This is a genomic window from Paenibacillus sp. ALE2, from assembly GCF_054113385.1.
Map to the genome: position 1 here is coordinate 1381685 of NZ_CM134213.1, position 20816 is coordinate 1402500.

At 48.6% G+C, this 20816-nt stretch carries 18 protein-coding genes, 8 tRNA genes and 1 rRNA gene (1 of these 27 cut by a window edge); all 27 read right to left on the reverse strand.

Going from position 1 to position 20816, the window contains the following annotated elements:
- Positions 1–394: 394 nt before the first annotated feature.
- Positions 395–1348 (reverse strand): thioredoxin-disulfide reductase, encoded by a 954-nt coding sequence (gene trxB / locus ACXHJ1_RS05865; protein WP_013368806.1) that lies wholly within the window; start codon positions 1346–1348, stop codon positions 395–397.
- Positions 1349–1387: 39 nt separating this feature from the next.
- Positions 1388–3157 carry a tetratricopeptide repeat protein gene (locus ACXHJ1_RS05870; protein WP_457905788.1) on the reverse strand — a complete coding sequence of 590 codons (1770 nt, stop codon included), beginning with the start codon at positions 3155–3157 and terminating at the stop codon, positions 1388–1390.
- Positions 3158–3390: 233 nt separating this feature from the next.
- The gene (gene hisJ, locus ACXHJ1_RS05875; RefSeq protein ID WP_457905789.1) at positions 3391–4215 is read right to left on the reverse strand and encodes a histidinol-phosphatase HisJ; all 825 of its coding nucleotides are present in this window, start codon (positions 4213–4215) and stop codon (positions 3391–3393) included.
- Between the two features lie 36 nt (positions 4216–4251).
- Entirely contained in the window at positions 4252–4992 is a 741-nt protein-coding gene (gene hisIE, locus ACXHJ1_RS05880; RefSeq protein WP_430097649.1) for a bifunctional phosphoribosyl-AMP cyclohydrolase/phosphoribosyl-ATP diphosphatase HisIE, read from the reverse strand.
- A complete protein-coding gene (gene hisF / locus ACXHJ1_RS05885; protein ID WP_457905790.1) occupies positions 4989–5747 on the reverse strand; it encodes an imidazole glycerol phosphate synthase subunit HisF in 759 nt (252 codons plus the stop codon). The genes hisIE and hisF overlap by 4 nt, the downstream gene beginning before the upstream one ends.
- Positions 5748–5758: 11 nt before the next feature.
- Entirely contained in the window at positions 5759–6490 is a 732-nt protein-coding gene (hisA, locus tag ACXHJ1_RS05890; protein WP_044786789.1) for a 1-(5-phosphoribosyl)-5-[(5-phosphoribosylamino)methylideneamino]imidazole-4-carboxamide isomerase, read from the reverse strand.
- Between the two features lie 96 nt (positions 6491–6586).
- On the reverse strand, positions 6587–7216 hold the full coding sequence (gene hisH, locus ACXHJ1_RS05895; RefSeq protein WP_016820117.1) for an imidazole glycerol phosphate synthase subunit HisH: 630 nt from the start codon (positions 7214–7216) through the stop codon (positions 6587–6589).
- A 3-nt stretch (positions 7217–7219) separates the two neighbouring features.
- Entirely contained in the window at positions 7220–7828 is a 609-nt protein-coding gene (gene hisB / locus ACXHJ1_RS05900) for an imidazoleglycerol-phosphate dehydratase HisB (RefSeq protein WP_025363693.1), read from the reverse strand.
- Entirely contained in the window at positions 7812–9125 is a 1314-nt protein-coding gene (gene hisD, locus ACXHJ1_RS05905) for a histidinol dehydrogenase (protein ID WP_457905791.1), read from the reverse strand. The genes hisB and hisD overlap by 17 nt, the downstream gene beginning before the upstream one ends.
- Positions 9126–9187: 62 nt before the next feature.
- Positions 9188–9832 (reverse strand): ATP phosphoribosyltransferase, encoded by a 645-nt coding sequence (hisG, locus tag ACXHJ1_RS05910; RefSeq protein WP_016820114.1) that lies wholly within the window; start codon positions 9830–9832, stop codon positions 9188–9190.
- On the reverse strand, positions 9829–11034 hold the full coding sequence (locus ACXHJ1_RS05915) for an ATP phosphoribosyltransferase regulatory subunit (protein ID WP_457905792.1): 1206 nt from the start codon (positions 11032–11034) through the stop codon (positions 9829–9831). The genes hisG and ACXHJ1_RS05915 overlap by 4 nt, the downstream gene beginning before the upstream one ends.
- Positions 11035–11260: 226 nt before the next feature.
- Entirely contained in the window at positions 11261–12412 is a 1152-nt protein-coding gene (locus ACXHJ1_RS05920; RefSeq protein WP_457905793.1) for an acyltransferase, read from the reverse strand.
- Positions 12413–12554: 142 nt separating this feature from the next.
- The gene (locus ACXHJ1_RS05925; RefSeq protein ID WP_013368793.1) at positions 12555–13052 is read right to left on the reverse strand and encodes an acyltransferase; all 498 of its coding nucleotides are present in this window, start codon (positions 13050–13052) and stop codon (positions 12555–12557) included.
- Positions 13049–13702, reverse strand: coding sequence for a pyrophosphatase PpaX (gene ppaX / locus ACXHJ1_RS05930; protein WP_019685785.1), 654 nt, complete (start codon positions 13700–13702; stop codon positions 13049–13051). The genes ACXHJ1_RS05925 and ppaX overlap by 4 nt, the downstream gene beginning before the upstream one ends.
- On the reverse strand, positions 13699–14754 hold the full coding sequence (gene lgt, locus ACXHJ1_RS05935) for a prolipoprotein diacylglyceryl transferase (protein ID WP_457905794.1): 1056 nt from the start codon (positions 14752–14754) through the stop codon (positions 13699–13701). Before lgt ends, ppaX begins: the two co-directional genes overlap by 4 nt.
- 43 nt (positions 14755–14797) lie before the next feature.
- Positions 14798–15736 carry an HPr(Ser) kinase/phosphatase gene (gene hprK, locus ACXHJ1_RS05940; protein ID WP_016820103.1) on the reverse strand — a complete coding sequence of 313 codons (939 nt, stop codon included), beginning with the start codon at positions 15734–15736 and terminating at the stop codon, positions 14798–14800.
- Positions 15737–16077: 341 nt separating this feature from the next.
- Positions 16078–17202 carry an ABC transporter ATP-binding protein gene (locus ACXHJ1_RS05945; RefSeq protein WP_013368790.1) on the reverse strand — a complete coding sequence of 375 codons (1125 nt, stop codon included), beginning with the start codon at positions 17200–17202 and terminating at the stop codon, positions 16078–16080.
- 103 nt (positions 17203–17305) lie between these two features.
- Positions 17306–18448, reverse strand: a complete 1143-nt coding sequence (locus ACXHJ1_RS05950; protein WP_123796628.1) for a PucR family transcriptional regulator — start codon at positions 18446–18448, stop codon at positions 17306–17308.
- Between the two features lie 158 nt (positions 18449–18606).
- Positions 18607–18679: transfer RNA gene (locus ACXHJ1_RS05955), tRNA-Lys, on the reverse strand.
- 7 nt (positions 18680–18686) lie between these two features.
- Positions 18687–18772 (reverse strand) — tRNA-Tyr (locus tag ACXHJ1_RS05960).
- A 9-nt stretch (positions 18773–18781) separates the two neighbouring features.
- Positions 18782–18854: transfer RNA gene (locus tag ACXHJ1_RS05965), tRNA-Phe, on the reverse strand.
- Between the two features lie 78 nt (positions 18855–18932).
- Positions 18933–19009 (reverse strand) — tRNA-Asp (locus ACXHJ1_RS05970).
- Between the two features lie 19 nt (positions 19010–19028).
- Positions 19029–19104: transfer RNA gene (locus ACXHJ1_RS05975), tRNA-Thr, on the reverse strand.
- A 4-nt stretch (positions 19105–19108) separates the two neighbouring features.
- Positions 19109–19184, reverse strand: a tRNA-Val gene (locus ACXHJ1_RS05980).
- Between the two features lie 10 nt (positions 19185–19194).
- Positions 19195–19271 (reverse strand) — tRNA-Met (locus ACXHJ1_RS05985).
- Between the two features lie 28 nt (positions 19272–19299).
- A tRNA-Ser gene (locus ACXHJ1_RS05990) sits at positions 19300–19391 on the reverse strand.
- Positions 19392–19521: 130 nt separating this feature from the next.
- Positions 19522–20816: ribosomal RNA gene (locus ACXHJ1_RS05995) — 23S ribosomal RNA — on the reverse strand (it continues 1630 nt past the right edge of the window).

A 20816-nucleotide genomic window follows, 5' to 3' on the forward strand; every position in this document is an offset into this window, starting at 1 on the left:
CCTTTATGTTTACTTAAAAATCTGGTATAAAATATATGCTTAAAATTCCTGCCTCGTAGGAGTAATCCTACGTTCCAACTATAATTGAAGCCCCCGTTACGGTCAAGGACACTTACCTGTTGAAAAATGTACGATTAGCTGAACTTTTAAACTCATGCCTCCGTAAGAAAAACGTCTATTGACGTACTTTCAAGGAAGCCAGACCACGCTTAACGGAATTTTTCTTGCGATTATAGAATTGTTCAGCTCCGCTGAAAATTTATAAATTCAATAATCATAAAAAGGAGAAAGCCTGTGCAAATGCACCAGGCTTTCTCTTCCTGAACAAACAACGGGGCTTAACAGAGGGGTCTTAGCCCCTCACATGAGCCACTTTGTGTATTATAGACACTCTTTATTGATCCAGTGTTTCGCTCCAGTCGTGGACAGCGCTGCCTTCAAGATACTTCTCGCAATCCATAGCCGCCATACATCCCGTTCCCGCAGCCGTAATGGCTTGTCGATAACGGTTATCCTGCACGTCCCCACAGGCAAAAACACCCGGGATGTTCGTTTCCGTCGTGCCTGGCTTCACTTCAATATAGCCGTGTTCATCGGTATGAATTTGTCCGTTCAGGAAGCCTGTGTTCGGTGTATGGCCAATCGCCACAAACACGCCATCTGCCTCAATCAGCTCATCCTGGTTGGTCTCATTATTGTGTACTTTCAAGCCCTTTAAGCCAGTTTCCCCTGTTACAACTTCCAGAGGAGTCCGATTTAATGCCCAATGTACTTTTTCATTTTCACGTGCGCGGTCTTGCATAATTTTAGATGCCCGCAATTCGTCACGACGATGGACCAAGGTTACGCTGGAAGCGAAACGGGTCAAGAAGCTCGCTTCCTCCATGGCTGAATCGCCACCGCCGACCACGATAATCTTTTTCCCACGGAAAAAGAAGCCGTCGCAAGTTGCGCATGTGCTAACTCCGCGACCTACATTGTCCTGCTCACCCGGAATGCCGAGATATTTGGCGGACGCGCCTGTAGCAATAATAACCGACTCCGCCTCAATGATGCCTTTACCCTCTACCTTCACTTTAAAAGGGCGCTTGCTGAAATCGACTTCCTCTACCCAACCGGAAGTAAACTCAGCGCCAAAACGTTCGGCCTGCTTGCGCATGTTATCCATCAGCTCAGGTCCGAGGATACCTTGCTCAAAACCCGGAAAATTTTCAATTTCAGTCGTTGTGGTAAGCTGCCCACCGGGCTGCATTCCTTCAATGATCAGCGGATTCATGTTGGCGCGTGCCAAATAAATAGCGGCTGTGTAGCCTGCAGGACCTGTACCAATAATTATGGATTTATACATACGTTTGTTGCCTCCTTTAAGTGATGTTTGGAGCAGATGTTAGACCTGCTTTTTAAACGTGGAGAGCGGCTGCTTTAGCTTCTGTTTGATACCACACACGCTGTCAATTTGACGTGCGTAGCGGCTTACGGTCGATACGGAAATACCATAGCGGTCAGCTACTTCCTGATAGGTGACGGAATGATGATGCATTTTGGCTGTCAAATATTCCAGTGCAGCTGCCCATCCCTCAGTATGCTGAACCAACGGGACCTCTGGAGCAAGCCGATCCAAATACTCCTGCCAAAGTGATCTCAAATCATGCTGCATGGCCGGATCGGATGATTTGCTCATGACGGTTAGTACCTTGTCCAGCACGGCCTGCCATTGTGGATCAACTGGCGAAGCAGAGATGTCACCTTCAGTTGTATGCGGATCTTGCTCAGCCTCTAACCGCTCAGGATGTTCTGTTTCCGTGTGTGTATGCTGCACATCCTGCTCTGCCAGCTCTTGCAATACTTGCAAAGCACGGCGTTTGAGTTCACTCTCCTGATCAGGATCTTCTACGAAGGACTCAAGTGCCTGACGCACTTCATCGTCACCGATCAAGCTTAACGCCTGAATAACCTGTAGCTGAGTCGCTCGGTCTCCGTGGCGCAAGGCCCAGAAGAAAGATGATCGGATTAGCGGGTCCTTCTTCATACTGTCAGGCACCTGCTCAGCGCCAAACTTCTCCCACATGCGGAATTGCTCCTCAAACGGGAGATGATAGTGATAGCTGAGCACTTGCAGCGGTGTACCTTCCTGCTGAAGCTCTTCCAATCTGGATAGGAAAAACCTTGGAACCTCCGAGGAAGCATCCTGCTTTTGCAAATGACTCCATAACCGCCGAGCTTCCGCATATCTTCCCGTATTGCTGGCAGCCACCGCTGTGTAATGGTACAAAGAAGCGTCCGCATTGTTCTCTCCATTGCTATGAAGCAACCTGCGGAAATGCCTGTAGGCCTCCTCATGGCGTCCGAGAATCCCCATAGTGGTCGCCAGCTTGAACACCTGCTCCTCCTGAAACGGTATAGTGACCGCCAAGGTTTGAACCAGACGATCCAATTCTGGGCCGCCGCCTTCGTGCTGATAAAAAATCGCCAAGTTGCACAATGCGTGTAAATTACCCGGCTCATCCTCCAACACTTGAATAATGGTAGCCTTAGCATTTTGGAACAATCCCATGTAGTAATACGCTAGCGCCAGATTATTCCGCGCAGCGAACATGTCCGGTTGCTCCTCCGAAATTTGCTTGAGCAGTTGGGCTGCCTGAGCAAATTTTCCTTCCTCCAGCAGAACACGGGCCTGATCATGCTCGACCACTCCCTGCCGGGCCTTAATGCGGTTCAGCTTCGTTGGACGGTCCAGCTCATAATAGAGCAGCTCCATCATTTCCTCGGCTTCATCAAGAAACTGGCCTTCTTCGTCCTCCTCCAGGTACGTGACCAATGCTTTTTCCGCTTCTTCAAACTGCTCCATATTAGCGTAATTATTCGCCATATAGAAATAACATTCTGTCATCGACGAGTCTACGTCACTCAGAACAGAGGACAGGATCTCATTCGAACCTGCATAATCCCCCATCTCTGATAATATACCCGCCATATTGCAATGATTCACCGGATTATCCGGTTCATATTCAACGGCTTTGCGAAAATATTTCAATGCCTTGTCATAATGATTGCGATCAAGCGAGCGCACAGCTTTCTCAAAAAAGAAAGATGCGTCGAAACGCAAAGCAATAATCTTAGGGCTAGGTTCCGAAACTCGCAGATGTTTCCCTTTCATAAATAACCAAGGCACCTCCTTTAAAAGTAACTGGCATGTTCATACCCTTCAGTATACCACAACTTCAAAACGACTTGACAGTCGATCCTACCTCATTCCAAAAAACGGTTCCGTACTCGTACCCCAATAGATACATATGCAAAAATACGCAAAATAGCCGAGCGCATTTCCCCTGTATGAAAGGCGCGTTCGGCTAGCAACTAGATAAAACATTAAGACCCAATAAATAAGTATTATAGCGCTAACGGAACCCGTGAACGTTCACGGTGCTGAAATACAGCGAGCTCGCGATAGCCAACTTCATATAAAAGCGCTCGCGCCTTCTCCAAGTGCTCAGCCAGCTTTGCCGGATCATGGGCATCCGAGCCGATGGTCAACGGGATACCTAGCGTGAAAGCTTCCTCTAGCATGCGTCGGCTCGGAAACATTTCGGCACAGGGTTTGGAAAGCCCTGATGCATTCAGTTCCATTGCCCGACCACTGCGGGCTACGGCTGAGAGTGCGGAGCGCTCCAATTCACGTAGCTCCTCCTTTTCCTCCGGCTTCGGATGATGGCCGAAACGCTTAATGACATCCAAATGACCCATGATGTCATATAAACCCGTAGCGGCCGCCTTGGAAACCGCATCATAATATGTGCGGTATACCTCCAGCACATTTTTGCCTTCCCAATGGTGTACCTGACGGAAGTCGGTGACATCCCACTCACCGAGAAAGTGGACGGAGCCAATCACATAATCCCATGGGTATGCATGGATGATATCTTCAATTTCGCGTTCCCAGCCCTCAATATAGTCGCCTTCCAAGCCAACACGAATATCAATTTGCCCTTTATAGCGCTCCTTCAGCTCCAAGCATTCTTCCACGTATCGGGGCAGCTCATCCATAGGCATCGCCATTTCCGGATAATAGTTAGCCGGTTCTACATGCAGCAGCGGCATATGATCGGACAAACCGAGTTGATCCAGCCCCAGCCGAATTCCCTGCTGTACATACTCCTCCAGACTTCCTATCGCATGCCCGCAGCGGGAATGATGCGTATGATAGTCAATTTTCATGTAGCCCTCCCCCTTTCAAACCCTACAATACCCGTCCTAATCACGACGAGGGCGTTCATGACGGCGATTCAGCTCAGCCAGCACGTCATCGAGTGGAAGCTTGCGCTCCTGCAACAGCACCAGCAGGTGATAAATCAGGTCGCTGATCTCCAGGCGCAACTCCTCATTATCTTTGTTTTTGGCTGCAATAATCGTCTCGGAGGCTTCTTCGCCAACCTTCTTCAGGATTTTGTCTACGCCTTTATCAAAAAGATAGGTCGTATAGGCTCCTTCAGGACGTGTCTCCTCGCGCTCCTTAATAATTGCCTCCAATTGGGCGAGCACCTCAAAGCGGCCTTCTGAAGCATTGGAAATAGCATTGGTAGGGGTTCCTAATATTTGAGCTCCTGCATTTCCTGCCCCAGCTGCTACAGCTGTTCCTGGCACGGAAATATCACGGGAAAAGCAACTCGTTGCACCTGTATGACAGGCCGGACCGCTCGGAATGACACGCACCAATAGAGCATCGCCGTCACAATCCAGCTGAATGGAAGAGATCTTCTGCGTATTCCCTGAAGTTGCCCCCTTATGCCACAGCTCCTGTCTGGAACGTGACCAGAACCAGGTCTCCCCTGACTCCAAAGACAGTTTCAGCGACTCACGGTTCATGTAGGCCAGCGTCAATACCTGAAGCGTAGCATCATCCTGCACAATCGCCGAGACAAGCCCGGCCTCATTCCAGCGGACATTATCCAGTATCTGCTCCAGAGATAGCTGTTGGTTCAATTCGTTGCTCATCGTATCTCCACTCCTCTGCGCTTCAAATCTCGTTTCAACTCAGGAATCCCGATTTCTTTATAGTGAAAAATCGTTGCTGCTAATCCAGCATCTGCCTTGCCTGACGTAAACACGTCATAGAAATGTTCCTGTTTGCCGGCTCCGCCGGAAGCAATCACTGGAATCCCTACGGTACCCGAAACAGCGGAAGTCAGTGGCAGGTCAAAGCCATCCTTGGTTCCGTCTGCATTCATACTAGTCAGCAGAATTTCACCTGCCCCGAGCTGCTCTGCTTCCTTAGCCCAAGCCAAGGCGCGAATGCCTGATGGCGTGCGGCCTCCGTGCGTGTATACTTCCCATTCGCCCCACGCTTCATTGTACTTGGCATCGATGGCAACAACGATACATTGTGAACCAAAGCTGCGCGCACCTTCCGCAATCAGCTGCGGGTTGCGGACAGCTGCCGTATTTAGGCCTATTTTATCAGCACCAGCCCGCAAAATGCGTTTCATATCATCGACATGAGATATCCCGCCACCTACGGTGAAAGGAATGGCAATTTCCCCGGCTGTCTGGCGAACTACTTCTTCCATCGTGGCGCGACCTTCAACCGAAGCGGATATATCCAGAAACACGATTTCGTCCGCCCCTTCCCGGTCATACAGCGCAGCCAGCTCCACCGGATCACCTGCATCGCGTAAGTTCACAAAATTAACGCCCTTAACCACCCTGCCATCCTTTACATCCAGGCAGGGAATAATACGTTTAGCCAGCATGCCTACTCCCCCTATGCCTTTGCTACAGCTTGTACGGCAATCTGTAAATCAATGCTCCCTGTATACAATGCTTTACCCACAATAGCTCCGCCTACGCCTTCCTTCGCATAGGTGCTCAGTGTGATTAGATCATCCATCTTGCTGACACCGCCAGATGCAATCACGGTTCGCCCACTGCTTTTGGCAAGCGCTGCGATCGCCTCCACATTCGGGCCTTGCATCATTCCGTCGCGGGAAATGTCTGTGAAAATAAATGTTTCAGCTCCCTTGGAGGCTAGCTCAGCAGCCAATTCATCTGCTCGGACCTCCGAGGTTTCGAGCCACCCACGTGTAGCCACATAGCCATTCCGCGCATCCAGACCGATGGCGATACGATCACCGTAGGTACCCAATACCGCTTCCGTAAAAGCACGATCCTCAATAGCTGCCGTGCCCAAAATCACCCGGCTCACGCCCAGCGACAACAGCCGTTCCACATGCTCGCGCGTACGTAAGCCGCCGCCCACTTGTACAGGTACTTGCACCGCAGAAGCGATCTGCCCAATGAGCGCATCGTTCACTGGTTGACCTGCTTTGGCACCGTCCAAATCAACCAAATGAATGTAGGAGCCACCCAAGCGCTCCCATTCTCGTGCTACTTCCACCGGATTTTCGTTGTATATCGTCTCCTGGTTATAATCACCTTGTACCAGTCGTACACATTTGCCATCGCGAATATCAATCGCCGGGTATATCGTGAACAAAGTTAAGACCCCCTTGTGAGCTATTCAACATCTCTATGCCTTTACATCAATCAGCGACCAAAGTTGGCGTGCCACCAAATGCAGACTCACGAATCGTTACGCTCGCTTTTTCGCTTCCGCTAGTTCCAAAAACTGACGAAGCAGGCGCATCCCCATTTCTCCGCTTTTCTCTGGATGGAACTGCATGCCATACACATGGCCTCTGCCCACGATAGCCGTTACGGGCCCACCGTAGTCGGTCACCGCCAGCAGATCACTTTCGACCTCCGGCTTCGCATGATAGGAATGCACAAAATACACATGCCCTTCCTCCAAACCCTGCAACAGCGGGTGCTCCGGCTGAGTCATACGCAGACGATTCCAGCCCATATGCGGCACTTTAACGCCCAGATCAGGAGCAAACCGAACGACCTCGCCTGGTAAAATATTAAGTCCTTCATGACTGCCGTATTCTTCACCACGAGTGAACAATAGCTGCATTCCCAAACAAACACCGAGCAGCGGTTGTCCAGCACTTGCAACCTCCTGAATAACCCGATCCAATCCGCTGGAACGCAGATGCTCCATCGCATCCCCGAAGGCCCCTACACCCGGCAAAATCACACCGCTGGAGGCACGAATCACTTGAGCATCTCCTGTCACTACAGCCTCAAAGCCAAGGCGCTCAACCGCCTTGCTCACACTATGCAGATTCCCTCTGCCGTAATCCACAATGGCAATGGACATGGACTACAGCACTCCCTTCGTTGAAGGCACTCCTGTCACCCGCGGATCAATGGAGGTCGCCTCATCCAAAGCACGCCCCAGCGCTTTGAACACCGCCTCAATCATATGGTGGGTATTTTGCCCGTAGTGAACAATGACGTGCAACGTCATGCGAGCCTCCAACGCAAATTTCCATAGAAATTCATGCACCAGCTCTGTCGAGAAGCTGCCTACCTGTTGAGACGGGTACTCTGCACGATACTCAAAATGAGGCCGATTACTCAGATCAATAACAACCTGCGCGAGCGCCTCATCCATCGGTACAAAGACGCTGGCATAGCGCTTGATGCCTTTTTTATCACCCAATGCTTCCAGCAAGGTTTGCCCCAGACAGATCCCAATGTCCTCGACGGTATGGTGGTCGTCGATATCCACATCCCCTCTGGCCTGTACATTTAGATCAAATTGTCCGTGCTTGGTGAACAAATCTAGCATGTGATTTAAAAAAGGAACATCCGTTTCAATCTCAGCCTGCCCTGTCCCGTCTACTGCAAATGACAGCTGAATGTCTGTTTCATTCGTTTTCCGGCTGACACTGCCTGTACGCCCTGCTTCGTTATTTTCGTTCCCCATCGTCATCCACCGCCTTCTTCTCATTGTCCAATCGAACTTGTATCGCCCGTGCGTGGCCTTCCAGCCCTTCATGCCGGGCAAGCTGCATAATGGTCTCTCCATTGCGCAGTAGTGCTTCCTTGCTGTAATAGATCATACTCGACTTCTTGATAAAATCATCAATGTCCACTGGCGAGGAAAAACGCGCCGTTCCATTCGTCGGGATGATGTGATTAGGTCCGGCAAAATAATCGCCTACCGGCTCCGAGCTATATGCTCCCAGAAAAATAGCTCCTGCATTTTCGATCATTCCCATATGTTCCATCGGCTGCTCTGTCATGATCTCCAAATGCTCGGGGGCAAGCCGGTTGACAATACGAATGCCCTCTTCCAAATTGTCAACGACAATGATGGCTCCGTATGCCTCTACCGATGCAGCAGCAATATCTCTGCGCGGCAACTCCGCCAATTGGCGCCCTACCTCGGCTGATACTTCTTCGGCCAAGCGTTGCGAGGGCGTAACCAGTATGGCTGAGGCCATTTCGTCATGTTCTGCCTGTGAAAGTAGGTCAGCCGCTACATAAGAGGGATTGGCCGTGTCATCAGCCAATACGACAATTTCACTCGGTCCCGCAATACTGTCGATATCCACTGCACCGTATACTTCTCGCTTAGCCAGCGCTACATAAATGTTGCCGGGACCGCAAATTTTATCGACCGGTTCAATACTATGTGTCCCGTATGCAAGAGAGGCAATGGCCTGCGCTCCGCCAACCCTGAATATTTCCGTTACACCAGCCTCTGCCGCAGCTACCAGTGTATAGGGGTCGATCCCTGCCTTGCCGCCTGTCGCCGGGGGTGTCACCATGACGATCTCCGGTACTCCAGCCACCTGAGCGGGAATGACATTCATCAACACCGAGGATGGATAGGCGGCTTTACCGCCTGGAACATACACGCCTACACGTTTCAACGGCCGGATGATTTGACCGAGTAAGCTACCGTCCGGCTGTAAATCCATCCATGAGTTACGCTTTTGCTTGAGGTGAAAAGCGCGAATATGATCCGCCGCTTCTCGAATTGCCTGTATAAATGAAGGCTCTACCTTGTCATAGGCCGACTTCAATTCTTCATCTGTCACACGAAGCTGCTCCGCTGTCAGCGATACACCATCAAACGTTTCCGTATACCGCAGAACAGCCTCATCCCCCTCTTGGCGTACCGATTGAATAATCGTACGCACAGCCTCGTTTTGCTCCGGTGTTCCGTAATCCACCTCTCGTTGGAGGCTGAAATCACGGGCTGCTACGATCTTCATTTGCTCATTCCCCCTACCTGCTGCTTGCTTGCAGAATGTTCCTGAACCGTTGCTCCGTTCCTTTAATCCTTCGGTACTACTTCAGTTGGGATCACCTGATGCAATCGATCACACAACGCCTGAATCGGACCATTTTTCATCCGGTAACTGACCCGGTTGGCAATCAAACGACTGGTAATATCCAGTATGCTAATCTGCTCAACCAATCCGTTCTCCCGCAAGGTCTGTCCTGTCTCCACCATATCTACAATGCGATCTGCCAGACCAATTAACGGCGCCAGCTCGATGGAGCCGTTCAGCTTAATGACCTCCACCTGCTGACCTTGCTCCCGAAAATACTGGGAAGCCACATTTGGATATTTGGTAGCGACCCGCTGACGAATACCTGGTTGCCAATCAGGTAAAGCAATTACCGACATCCGGCAACGGGCAATCCCCAGATCCAGCAGCTCATATACATCCTTGTTTTCTTCCAGCAAAACATCCTTACCGACAATGCCGATGTCAGCTGCACCATACTCCACATACGTAGGAACATCGACGGGCTTCGCCATAATAAATTCCATTCCCAGCTCAGGCAATGGGATGACCAACTTGCGGGTTTCGTCCACATCCAGTGGAATTGGAACCCCTGCCTGGCGGAACAACTTGGAAGCCTGCTTGTAAATCCGTCCCTTCGGCATGGCTACCTTCAATGTTTCCGTCATGACAATTCCCCCCTTTGTACGGGCCGTCTTCCTTCAGCTGTATAGCTGTATACCTCTGCGTACAGATCCTGCTGCTCACGACGTCGATCCTCCGGTCCCCCCGTGAGTCCTGTCACCACAGTAAAACCCTCTGCACGTAGCTGTGCTGCGGCGGATAGCGCCTCTTGTCGTTCCTGCTCGTCATAACGGATAAATACCGGACGCTTCGTCTCAATTGAAATACCATCCACACCATCGACGATTCGGTTCGTCTTCAATGCGAATCCCGTTGCCGGTACCGATCGCCCAAACTGCTGAAGCAGATTGTCATAACGACCTCCGTTGCATACCGGAAACCCGATTTCCGCTGCATAGCCCTCAAAAGTCATTCCTGTATAATATGAAAAATCACCGATCATGGTAAGGTCAATTAACACATGCTCAGATACGCCGTATGCCTCAAGCACTTCCCACACCTCGCACAAATGTGCAATGGATTGAATCGTCTGCTGCTCCACACTAAGGCGAGTAGCCTGCTCGCAAATTTCCTTCCCACCACGAAGCCGAAGAATGGCCTCCAGCTTATCCCGATGCGCGGGGGCCAAACCTAAAGCTTCAATCGCCGCTCGGTAGCCCACTACATCACGACTGAGCAACAGTTCTTTTAGTGCTTGCTGTTCAGCCTGGCGACCTGGAATGATCTCTTCAAATAACCCGTTCAGGAATCCCACATGTCCCATGGCAATTTTAAAAGAGTTAACACCCGCTGCCTGCAATGATGCAATGGCCAATGCTACAACCTCTGCATCAGCCTCAGGTGAATCATCCCCTACCAGCTCCACGCCTGTTTGAAAAAACTCCGCCTCTCTTCCTGCCTCTTCCTCAATCGCTCGAAATACATTGGCGTGATAGGACAGGCGAAGCGGTACTTCTTCTTCCTTTAGCAACGAAGACACCACCCGTGCAATCGGAGCAGTCATATCAGAACGAAGTACCAACGTAGTCCCCCGGTTGTTGAGCAATTTAAACAGCTTCCGATCAGAAGTAGAACTAGCCACTCCCACTGTATCGTAGTATTCCATCGTAGGCGTCATAATCTGACGGTAACCCCAACGCTCCATACATGCGAGTACATTCAGTTCAATGGCCCGCAGCTTCGACACTGCACGTGGAAGATAATCTCGAACCCCTACAGGAATCTCAAATCCTTTTGGCTTAGACATCTCTATCACCTCATGATTTCACAATATCTTTATCATGGTAAAGTGCTAACAAACTAAAGTATATTCGATATATTATCATGCCCTACTTATGAACGTCAACCAAACGTAGCAGCCCATTTTTACAGCCCGGACAAGTCGCTGTCCCTCTCTATATTTTATCCAATGCAAAATACATGAATCCTAAAAAAGACTGTCAGCCTTAAGCCAACAGTCCAAGTCAAAGTATTTAGTAGTTTGCCTGTTCATCTTTACTCTGGGATGGAAACTTCGGAACTGTCCCCAAACCGATCCATGAAAATGGTACATATCGAAAAAACAATGTCACAATCAGCCATGTTCCAAACAGCGCCAACACCCATCCGCCAGCAACAGAGAAGACATATTCTATAGGTGTACCATGCAAATCCAGTTTGCGATACACTCGTAATAACGCCGGATGAAGTAAATAAATACCGAAAGAACATGCTCCCAGCCAACTGATGAACATTCGCAGTCTATCACTAGTATGACGATATAAAAAAACCGATAACTGAAACAGCACCAATGCAGATACGAGAGCATATGCATTATGTAGCAGTTCATAGACCAGCGAGTCTGCATAAATGGCTTTGCGGTAGGCTATAAACCATATTTGTACATAAACGATCCCGAGTAATAACCAAGCCGCCCACAGGGCCCACCAGCTGATCAACTGGCCGCGACCCATTACCGTACCTGGGACTGGAAAAAGCCACTTTTTAAACCCTTCATATCCAATCGCTACAGCGGCACCCAAGGCAAAGTAACTGATATACGTAATTGCAAGGCTTCCTCTCTCCTCTTGCCAAACATATTTGTTCAGCAGTACAAACCCCCATTGAATGACCAACCCTACTGCCAAAATGACAAAAGCTGCTCTCCGTGGACTCGATATCCAATGACGTAAACGCTGCACTCCCCACAACAGTAGCGGAAAGACCAAATAAAATTGGATGATAATAATAACATAATACAAATGCGTATACGCCTTTCCCGTTAGCAGCACGAGCGGAAGATCACTAAGCGGCATCAACCCACGTGTCACCAAGGTCAAATAGTACATAAGAGAAAATAAAACGTAGGGTAACACAATAAACATCAGTCTTTTTCGAAAAAACAAAAGCATACTCTTTCCACGAAGTGGCCGATCGACATAATTGTAAAATAAAACAAAACCGCTCACAAAAATAAATACAGGCACTGCAAAGCTGCTAAACATATTTAAAAATAAAAAGGGATAAAACAATAGAGAATGACGCGCATCAATCAATGCCATTGAAGTTGCATGAATGGTAATGACGGCCGCAATTAATATTCCCCGGTAAATATCAAGCTCTGGTATACGTTCTTTTTTGACCAAATCAACACGCTCCCATATCGCTTTGCAAAAATATCTATTATCAATTTTTAAACATAACCAACATGCATTACCCCACTTATTATACAGAAAAACAGCACAAGAAAGACCCCTTAATATATAAGGGGCCTTTCTTATCATGCTATTACTTCTCATCCACACCAGAGCGTCTTAAATCACGCAATGGATTACCGCCTACAAAAGCACCTGCCGGTACATCTTTATGCACAACCGCTCCGGCCGCTACCACAGCCCCGTCACCGATGGTAACACCCGGCAAAATGGTTGTGTTTGCGCCGATCAGCACACGATCCCCGATCACCACTTTACCGATGCGATACTCCTGTATAAGGTATTCATGAGCCAGTATGGTCGTGTTATATCCAATGACCGAATTGTTCCCGATTGTGATATGCTCTGGAAAAAAAACATCCACCATCACCATCAGACCGAAGGCTGCATGTTGCCCAACCTTCATCCCCAGCATTCTGCGGTAGATAACATTTTTCAGAGAAAGCACAGGACAATACCGGGCAATCTGTATGAAAATGAAGTTCTTAACGCCTTTCCAAGGGCTCACCGTCCGATAAATTTGCCACAATGCATTGGGACCTTCTACAGGATAGCGGTTCACCTTTCTCACGATACATTGACACCTTGAAGCTCCAGCTTCAGCAAATCCCTCATATCATATAGCATGTAGTCTGGTCCATATCCGCGCAGAGTTTCCTCACCCTTGAGCGACCAGGCCACTCCCGCAGATTTCACACCTGCCGCCTGAGCTGACAAAATATCAAAGGAACTGTCTCCAACCATCAACGTATGTTCCGCTTTAGCATTCAAACCTGCCAAAGCCTTGAGCACTGGCTCCGCGTGAGGCTTCGGATGCTCCACATCGTCTACCGTAACAATATAATCCATAGAGGAAGTCAGATTAAACAGGTTAAGTACACGTATCGTGGATGGTCGTATTTTAGTTGTCACAACCCCCAACTTAATTCCTCGTGCACGTAGCTCCTGAATAACCTCAATAACATATGGAAATGGCTTCACCATTTGATCATGATGAATTTGATTATAAGCACGGTAGTCTTTAACTAGCCCAGATACATCCGTTAATCCCGTAAAAGTACGGAGTTGATCGTCCAGCGTTCCCCCCATATGAGGAATAATGTGCTCCCGCGTTAGCGGATCCGCATCTGGATGGTTCAAAATGTGTAAAAATGTGCTGATTATCAACTCATTCGTATCCATAATGGTACCGTCTAAATCAAACAAAATCGTATTTATCATAGATGCTCCTTCTTGTCCTCATCCGTGTCTTCCTTAGATAGCTTATCCGCTGTGGCTGTTGGAGAAACCGCATCCTGCCCAGGATGGGATACTTGTTCTGGCGTCATATCAGGTACCTGATCAATCCCCGTCTTGCTGGAGACAATCGGGTCGCTATATCTCGCAACGGCCGAGCCCTTCCGACTACGAACCAAGATAAAAATCACGGCAGCCACAATGATGAAAATAGCAAGCAACTGTGAGATCCGTACATTACCGTAATTCGGGTCCAAGTACCCCGGTTCAAACCCTAGCCATACCATAGGGGACCACAGAGCATTCACAAAGGAAGCCAGCCAGTCCGGTCCCTGAAAGGCCAAGCTGTCCGTCCGCACCCGCTCGATGAAAAAGCGACCAATAGAGTACCAAATGAAGTAAAATGCAAACATTTCACCCGCACGTACAAATTTCATCCGGCGAATCACAAGCAGCAAAATCACGCCTACAATACTCCACAGCGATTCGTACAGGAACGTAGGGTGGTGAAACACCCCGTTAACGTTCATCTGATTCACAATGAAATCCGGTAGATGCAGCTGACTGCGCAAAAAAGTCTCCTCCGTTGGTCCACCGTAAGCCTCTTGATTGACAAAATTACCCCAGCGTCCAATCGCTTGACCGATTAATAGACCCGGCGCACAAATATCAGCAACACGCCAGAAGTTATACCCTTTATAACGGAAATAAATAACCGCACATATAATGGCACCAATCAAGGCACCATATATCGCGATACCGCCATTCCAAATTTTAAAGATATCCCATAGATTATCCCGGTAGTCTTCCCATTTGAAGGCTACATAATAAATACGCGCTCCAATAATGGCTGATGGAACACCCAGAAGCAGCATATCCATAAAGAATTCCTGCGGAATACCGAATCTTTTTCCCTCACGGATGGCGAGATATAAACCCACAAGCGCCGCCAGCCCCAAAATAAGCCCATACCAATGGACCTTGATTGCCCCGATTGAAAAAGCAATCGGATTCAGCAGTAATGTTGCCGTTGACATATGTTTCTCTCACTCCTTGTCCTTCCTTGCAACCGAACGAACCTTAATCCATCTCTTCCATATCTTCAGAAATCGTAGCAGTCAGCTTGTTTGTAAATTGCAGGGCTGCATTAACGCCCATTTGTTTCAAACGATAGTTCATCGCCGCTACCTCGATAATAACAGCCAGATTTCGGCCTGGACGAACTGGAATCGTAACGAGTGGAACATCTGTATCAATAATGCGTGTAGTTTCTTCATCGAGACCGAGACGGTCATACTGCTTGTCCTGTTGCCATGCCTCCAGGCGGACAACCAGTGTAATTCGCTTATTATTACGAACTGCACCAGCACCAAACAGTGTCATCACATTAATAATGCCTACACCTCGAATTTCAAGCAGGTGACGAATGAGTTCAGGTGCTGTTCCATGCAACTGAAAATCGGACGTTTGCCGGATTTCTACCGCATCATCTGCTACCAAGCGATGCCCACGTTTGACAAGTTCCAGTGCTGTTTCACTCTTACCAATTCCACTACTGCCTGTAATAAGCATTCCCACGCCATACACGTCACATAATACGCCATGAATAGTTGCCGTAGGTGCCAGCTTTCTTTCCAGAAAACCTGTGATACGGCTCGATAAAATCGTCGTCGCCATATTAGTTCGCAGTACAGGAATATCTCGCTCTGTACTTGCCTCCACTAGCTCGGCCGGTACCTCCAGGCCACGTGTGATGATAATACATGGAGTCAGCTCTGTACACAAACGCTCCATTCGATCCCGTCGCTCCTCAGGAGGCAGCATACCCAGAAAGGCCAGCTCAGACCTTCCCAAAAGCTGTACCCGCTCCTGTGTATGATATTCAAAATACCCGGCCATCTCCAGGCCTGGGCGATTCAAATCGTCCACGGTGATCAGTCTGCGCAGACCCTTTTCACCGGAAATAACCTCCATTTGGAATTGCTGTACAAGCTCGGATACCTTTACCTGTTTAGCCATTGTATTCTCTCCTCATCTGCAAAAACCGGATTCTATACGCCATTTGATTTATGTAGCATTATTCTATTAACCATACAACCCCACACAGTCTATCCTGAATGAGTCCACACTTCACTTGATTTAACAATAGGATTCCAGGCTATCCCTATCCCGACAGTTGGAGGCCCCAATCTGGAACTCCTGCCAACGAACCTTGTCTGAATCTAGACCTGCACCATTGTACACCCATCGTATCGGAATTTTCCATTGAATGCAATGCCGAAGCTAGTAGTGGATATGATATACAAAAGAGTCGCAGTTCTCCGCTTGGGAAAACTGCGACTCTCTTCCAGAGGCTGATCTTATTCGCCAACCAGAATGCTCAATTCCGATTCCTTATCAAAAATATGAACTTTGTTCATATCAACAGCCAACTTCGCTTTGACACCATCACGAGTATTGGAACGTCCGTCTACACGGGCAATAATCGTATCGTTTCCAGCACCGCTCAGGTACAACAGCATTTCATGACCGAGATTTTCCGTTACATCCACAGTGGATGTAAAGATCGTGTTCGGAGAAGCCTCCAAGAATACAGGCTCTTCATGAATATCCTCAGGACGAATGCCCAAGATCACTTCTTTGCCAATGTAGCCTTTCGCTTTCAAAATCTGCCCCTTACCTTCAGGTACAAACAGATCCAGACCTGGTGCTGCGAAATGCAATGCACCTTCTTTTTCAACCAGCTTACCTGAGATAAAGTTCATTGTAGGAGAGCCGATAAAACCAGCAACGAACAGATTCACTGGACGGTTGTACAGTTCATCCGGGGATGCAGCTTGTTGAATGATACCATCCTTCATAACTACAATCCGATCACCCATCGTCATGGCTTCAACCTGGTCATGTGTTACATAGATAACGGTCGTTTCCAGACGCTTAGCCAACTTCGTGATTTCCGCACGCATTTGACCACGCAACTTGGCATCCAAGTTGGACAGTGGCTCATCCATCAAGAAGACTTGTGGGTCACGCACAATCGCACGTCCCAAGGCAACACGCTGACGCTGACCGCCTGATAACGCTTTCGGCTTGCGATCCAACAGATGCTCAATATCAAGGATTTTAGCTGCTTCACGTACGCGTTTATCAATTTCTTCCTTTTTAACCTTGCGGAGCTTCAGACCAAAAGCCATGTTTTGGTATACATTCATATGTGGATACAAGGCATAGGATTGGAATACCATCGCGATATCGCGGTCTTTTGGAGCCACATCGTTCACAACACGATCACCAATGTACAATTTACCGTCTGAAATTTCCTCCAGACCAGCAATCATACGAAGTGTAGTAGACTTCCCACAACCAGAAGGACCAACCAATACGAGAAATTCTTTATCTTGAATGTCCAAATTGACATCAACAACCGTAGCTTTTTCTGCACCCGGATATTTCTTGAAAATATGCTCTAAACGTACGCCAGCCATAGCTTTTGCCTCCCCAAGGTCAAGTTTTGAAATCGAATACATTTTCTACTTGTATCTTACCCTAGTACCTAAACCCTGGCTATTCGCAAACTGCACAAAAATGCTATTTCCTTTTTGTCACTTTGTACAATAGCAGATATAGTTTGACCAAAACTGCATCATTAAACGTCCGCACGTCCAATCCGGTCTCCTGTTTAATCTTGTCCAAACGGTAAATCAACGTATTACGGTGAACATACAGACGCTTGGCTGTCTCACTCACATTACAATCCAGTTGAAAAAAGATATCCAATGTAGCCATCGTTTCTGAGTCTTCCAGTATGACAGATGACTTCATTACCTGCTCCAAAAATAGTACACGCTGCTCCTTGGGAATGCGATTTAACAGTCTCTCCAAATGAAGCTCCCATGAAAGGTGGATGTGCTCTGTTACATGAAAAAGCTTGCCAAGATGGATCGTCTCCCATAATAAATTCAGCTCGTGGGGGAAACTTTGCAAAGGGACCGAAGGCTTGGAAATTGCCAAATGGAATACACCGACCCATTCATTCGCGATAAGCTCATATAACCCCAAGCTAAAAGCCGTAAGTACCTCCTCCAGCGGTTCCGCAAAATCTGCCTCTCTAGTCTCAGGATCTTTATCCCGTTCATCGTCGGCCCCTAATAAAAGCTCCTTTTTTGCGAGAATCAGCCAAGATTGTTCGTCTAATGGAGTAAGCAGCACATTCCCTCCAAAATAGCTCGCTAACAATCGGTGAAGCTGCGTATAAGTAATAGCCCCATCCTGTGTTCCCTCGCCATTCAGTAAAAAAGGCACCATACACGCTGATAACGAATCACGAAGCTCCAATTCAGTGGGAACTTCTTCCTCACTGTTTAGGTCGGCAGCCTGCTGTATGAGCCATTGTCCAAAACGATTCATCCGCTCTTCCTCGCTATAGGCTGGGTTGATCGACAAGCGTGAACCATTCTGCCAGACTTGTTCCATGTTCCCCAGTAACGCTTCTATCAACTTCCGTTCTCGATCCGTCAAATATCTGTCCTCTACCGCAAAAGCAGCCAGTTCACCTGCCGATGCACGAAACGGAAAATATAATTTATTCTCACTAACAAACGATCTATCCGGTATAACTGAATCGGCTGTTTCTCCTTCTGCCATCATTTCTGGGCACCAAGGCACTATGGTAAAAGGCGCTTGAATTATATTCTGAAGCTGTTGCTGAATCCATTCTGTATCCAAAGTCACGCGATCACCACTTCACTTTTTTTAGAATATAGATTAAACACTAAGCGAACATAATGAACTCATTATAACCCGTCGATACCTTAAAATAAAAAGCTATATAAAAACATAACTTATAACAATACAAAAAAAGCCATCAACTTATAGTTGATGACTTCTGATGAGCCATGAAGGACTCGAACCTTCGACACCCTGATTAAAAGTCAGGTGCTCTACCAACTGAGCTAATGGCTCGTAAAACTGGTGGAGGATGATGGATTCGAACCACCGAACCCGTAAGGGAGCAGATTTACAGTCTGATGCGTTTGGCCACTTCGCTAATCCTCCATATAAAGGTGGCTCGGGACGGAATCGAACCGCCGACACGAGGATTTTCAGTCCTCTGCTCTACCGACTGAGCTACCGAGCCATATCCATTGACAAAAAAATAAAGTGCGGAGGGATACCCCTTCCCACTTTAGTACGGTGAAAATATTAAACTGAAAAATGGCGGAACTGACGGGATTCGAACCCGCGATCTCCTGCGTGACAGGCAGGCATGTTAGGCCTCTACACCACAGTTCCCTATATTTTTCAAAAAAAATGGTGCCGGCGAGAGGACTTGAACCCCCAACCTACTGATTACAAGTCAGTTGCTCTACCAGTTGAGCTACACCGGCACAATGGTGGAGGCTGAGGGGATCGAACCCCCGACCCTCTGCTTGTAAGGCAGATGCTCTCCCAGCTGAGCTAAGCCTCCTGGGTATGTATGGTAGCGGCGGAGGGGATCGAACCCCCGACCTCACGGGTATGAACCGTACGCTCTAGCCAGCTGAGCTACACCGCCATAACATAATTTACTAGCTTGTCCTAAATGGCGGAGAGAGAGGGATTCGAACCCTCGCACCACTTACGCAGTCTAACCCCTTAGCAGAGGGTCCCCTTATAGCCACTTGGGTATCTCTCCATATGAATGGACTCGCTTAGTGAAATTCTACAAGATATTCAGATTATCAATAAAATGATATTGAATATCAAACGTAATTCCAAGGTTACACCTTGAAAACTGGATCCGAAACTTCATTGCGTCTTATCTTTAGGATAAGCCCTCGACCGATTAGTATTGGTCAGCTCCATGCATTACTGCACTTCCACCCCCAACCTATCTACCTCGTCGTCTTCAAGGGGTCTTACATACTGGGAAATCTCATCTTGAGGGGGGCTTCACGCTTAGATGCTTTCAGCGCTTATCCCTTCCGTACATAGCTACCCAGCGGTGCTCCTGGCGGAACAACTGGTACACCAGCGGTACGTCCATCCCGGTCCTCTCGTACTAAGGACAGCTCCTCTCAAATTTCCTACGCCCACGACAGATAGGGACCGAACTGTCTCACGACGTTCTGAACCCAGCTCGCGTACCGCTTTAATGGGCGAACAGCCCAACCCTTGGGACCTACTTCAGCCCCAGGATGCGATGAGCCGACATCGAGGTGCCAAACCTCCCCGTCGATGTGGACTCTTGGGGGAGATAAGCCTGTTATCCCCAGGGTAGCTTTTATCCGTTGAGCGATGGCCCTTCCATGCGGTACCACCGGATCACTAAGCCCGACTTTCGTCCCTGCTCGACTTGTAGGTCTCGCAGTCAAGCTCCCTTCTGCCTTTGCACTCTTCGAATGATTTCCAACCATTCTGAGGGAACCTTGGGGCGCCTCCGTTACTCTTTAGGAGGCGACCGCCCCAGTCAAACTGCCCACCTGACACTGTCCTCGTACCGGATCACGGTACCAAGTTAGAACCTAGATACGATCAGGGTGGTATCCCAAGGATGCCTCCCCTCAAGCTGGCGCTCAAAGTTCTACGGCTCCCACCTATCCTGTACAGATCGTACCCAAATTCAATATCAAGCTGCAGTAAAGCTCCATGGGGTCTTTCCGTCTTGTCGCGGGTAACCTGCATCTTCACAGGTATTAAAATTTCACCGGATCTCTCGTTGAGACAGCGCCCAAGTCGTTACGCCATTCGTGCGGGTCAGAATTTACCTGACAAGGAATTTCGCTACCTTAGGACCGTTATAGTTACGGCCGCCGTTTACTGGGGCTTCGGTTCATAGCTTCGCCCGAAGGCTTACCACTCCCCTTAACCTTCCAGCACCGGGCAGGCGTCAGCCCGTATACTTCGCCTTGCGGCTTCGCACAGACCTGTGTTTTTGCTAAACAGTCGCTTGGGCCTTTTCACTGCGGCCCCCTCGGGCTATTCACCCTACCGAGGCACCCCTTCTCCCGAAGTTACGGGGTCATTTTGCCGAGTTCCTTAACGAGAGTTCTTCCGCGCGCCTTAGAATTCTCTTCTCGCCTACCTGTGTCGGTTTGCGGTACGGGCACCTTCTCCTGGC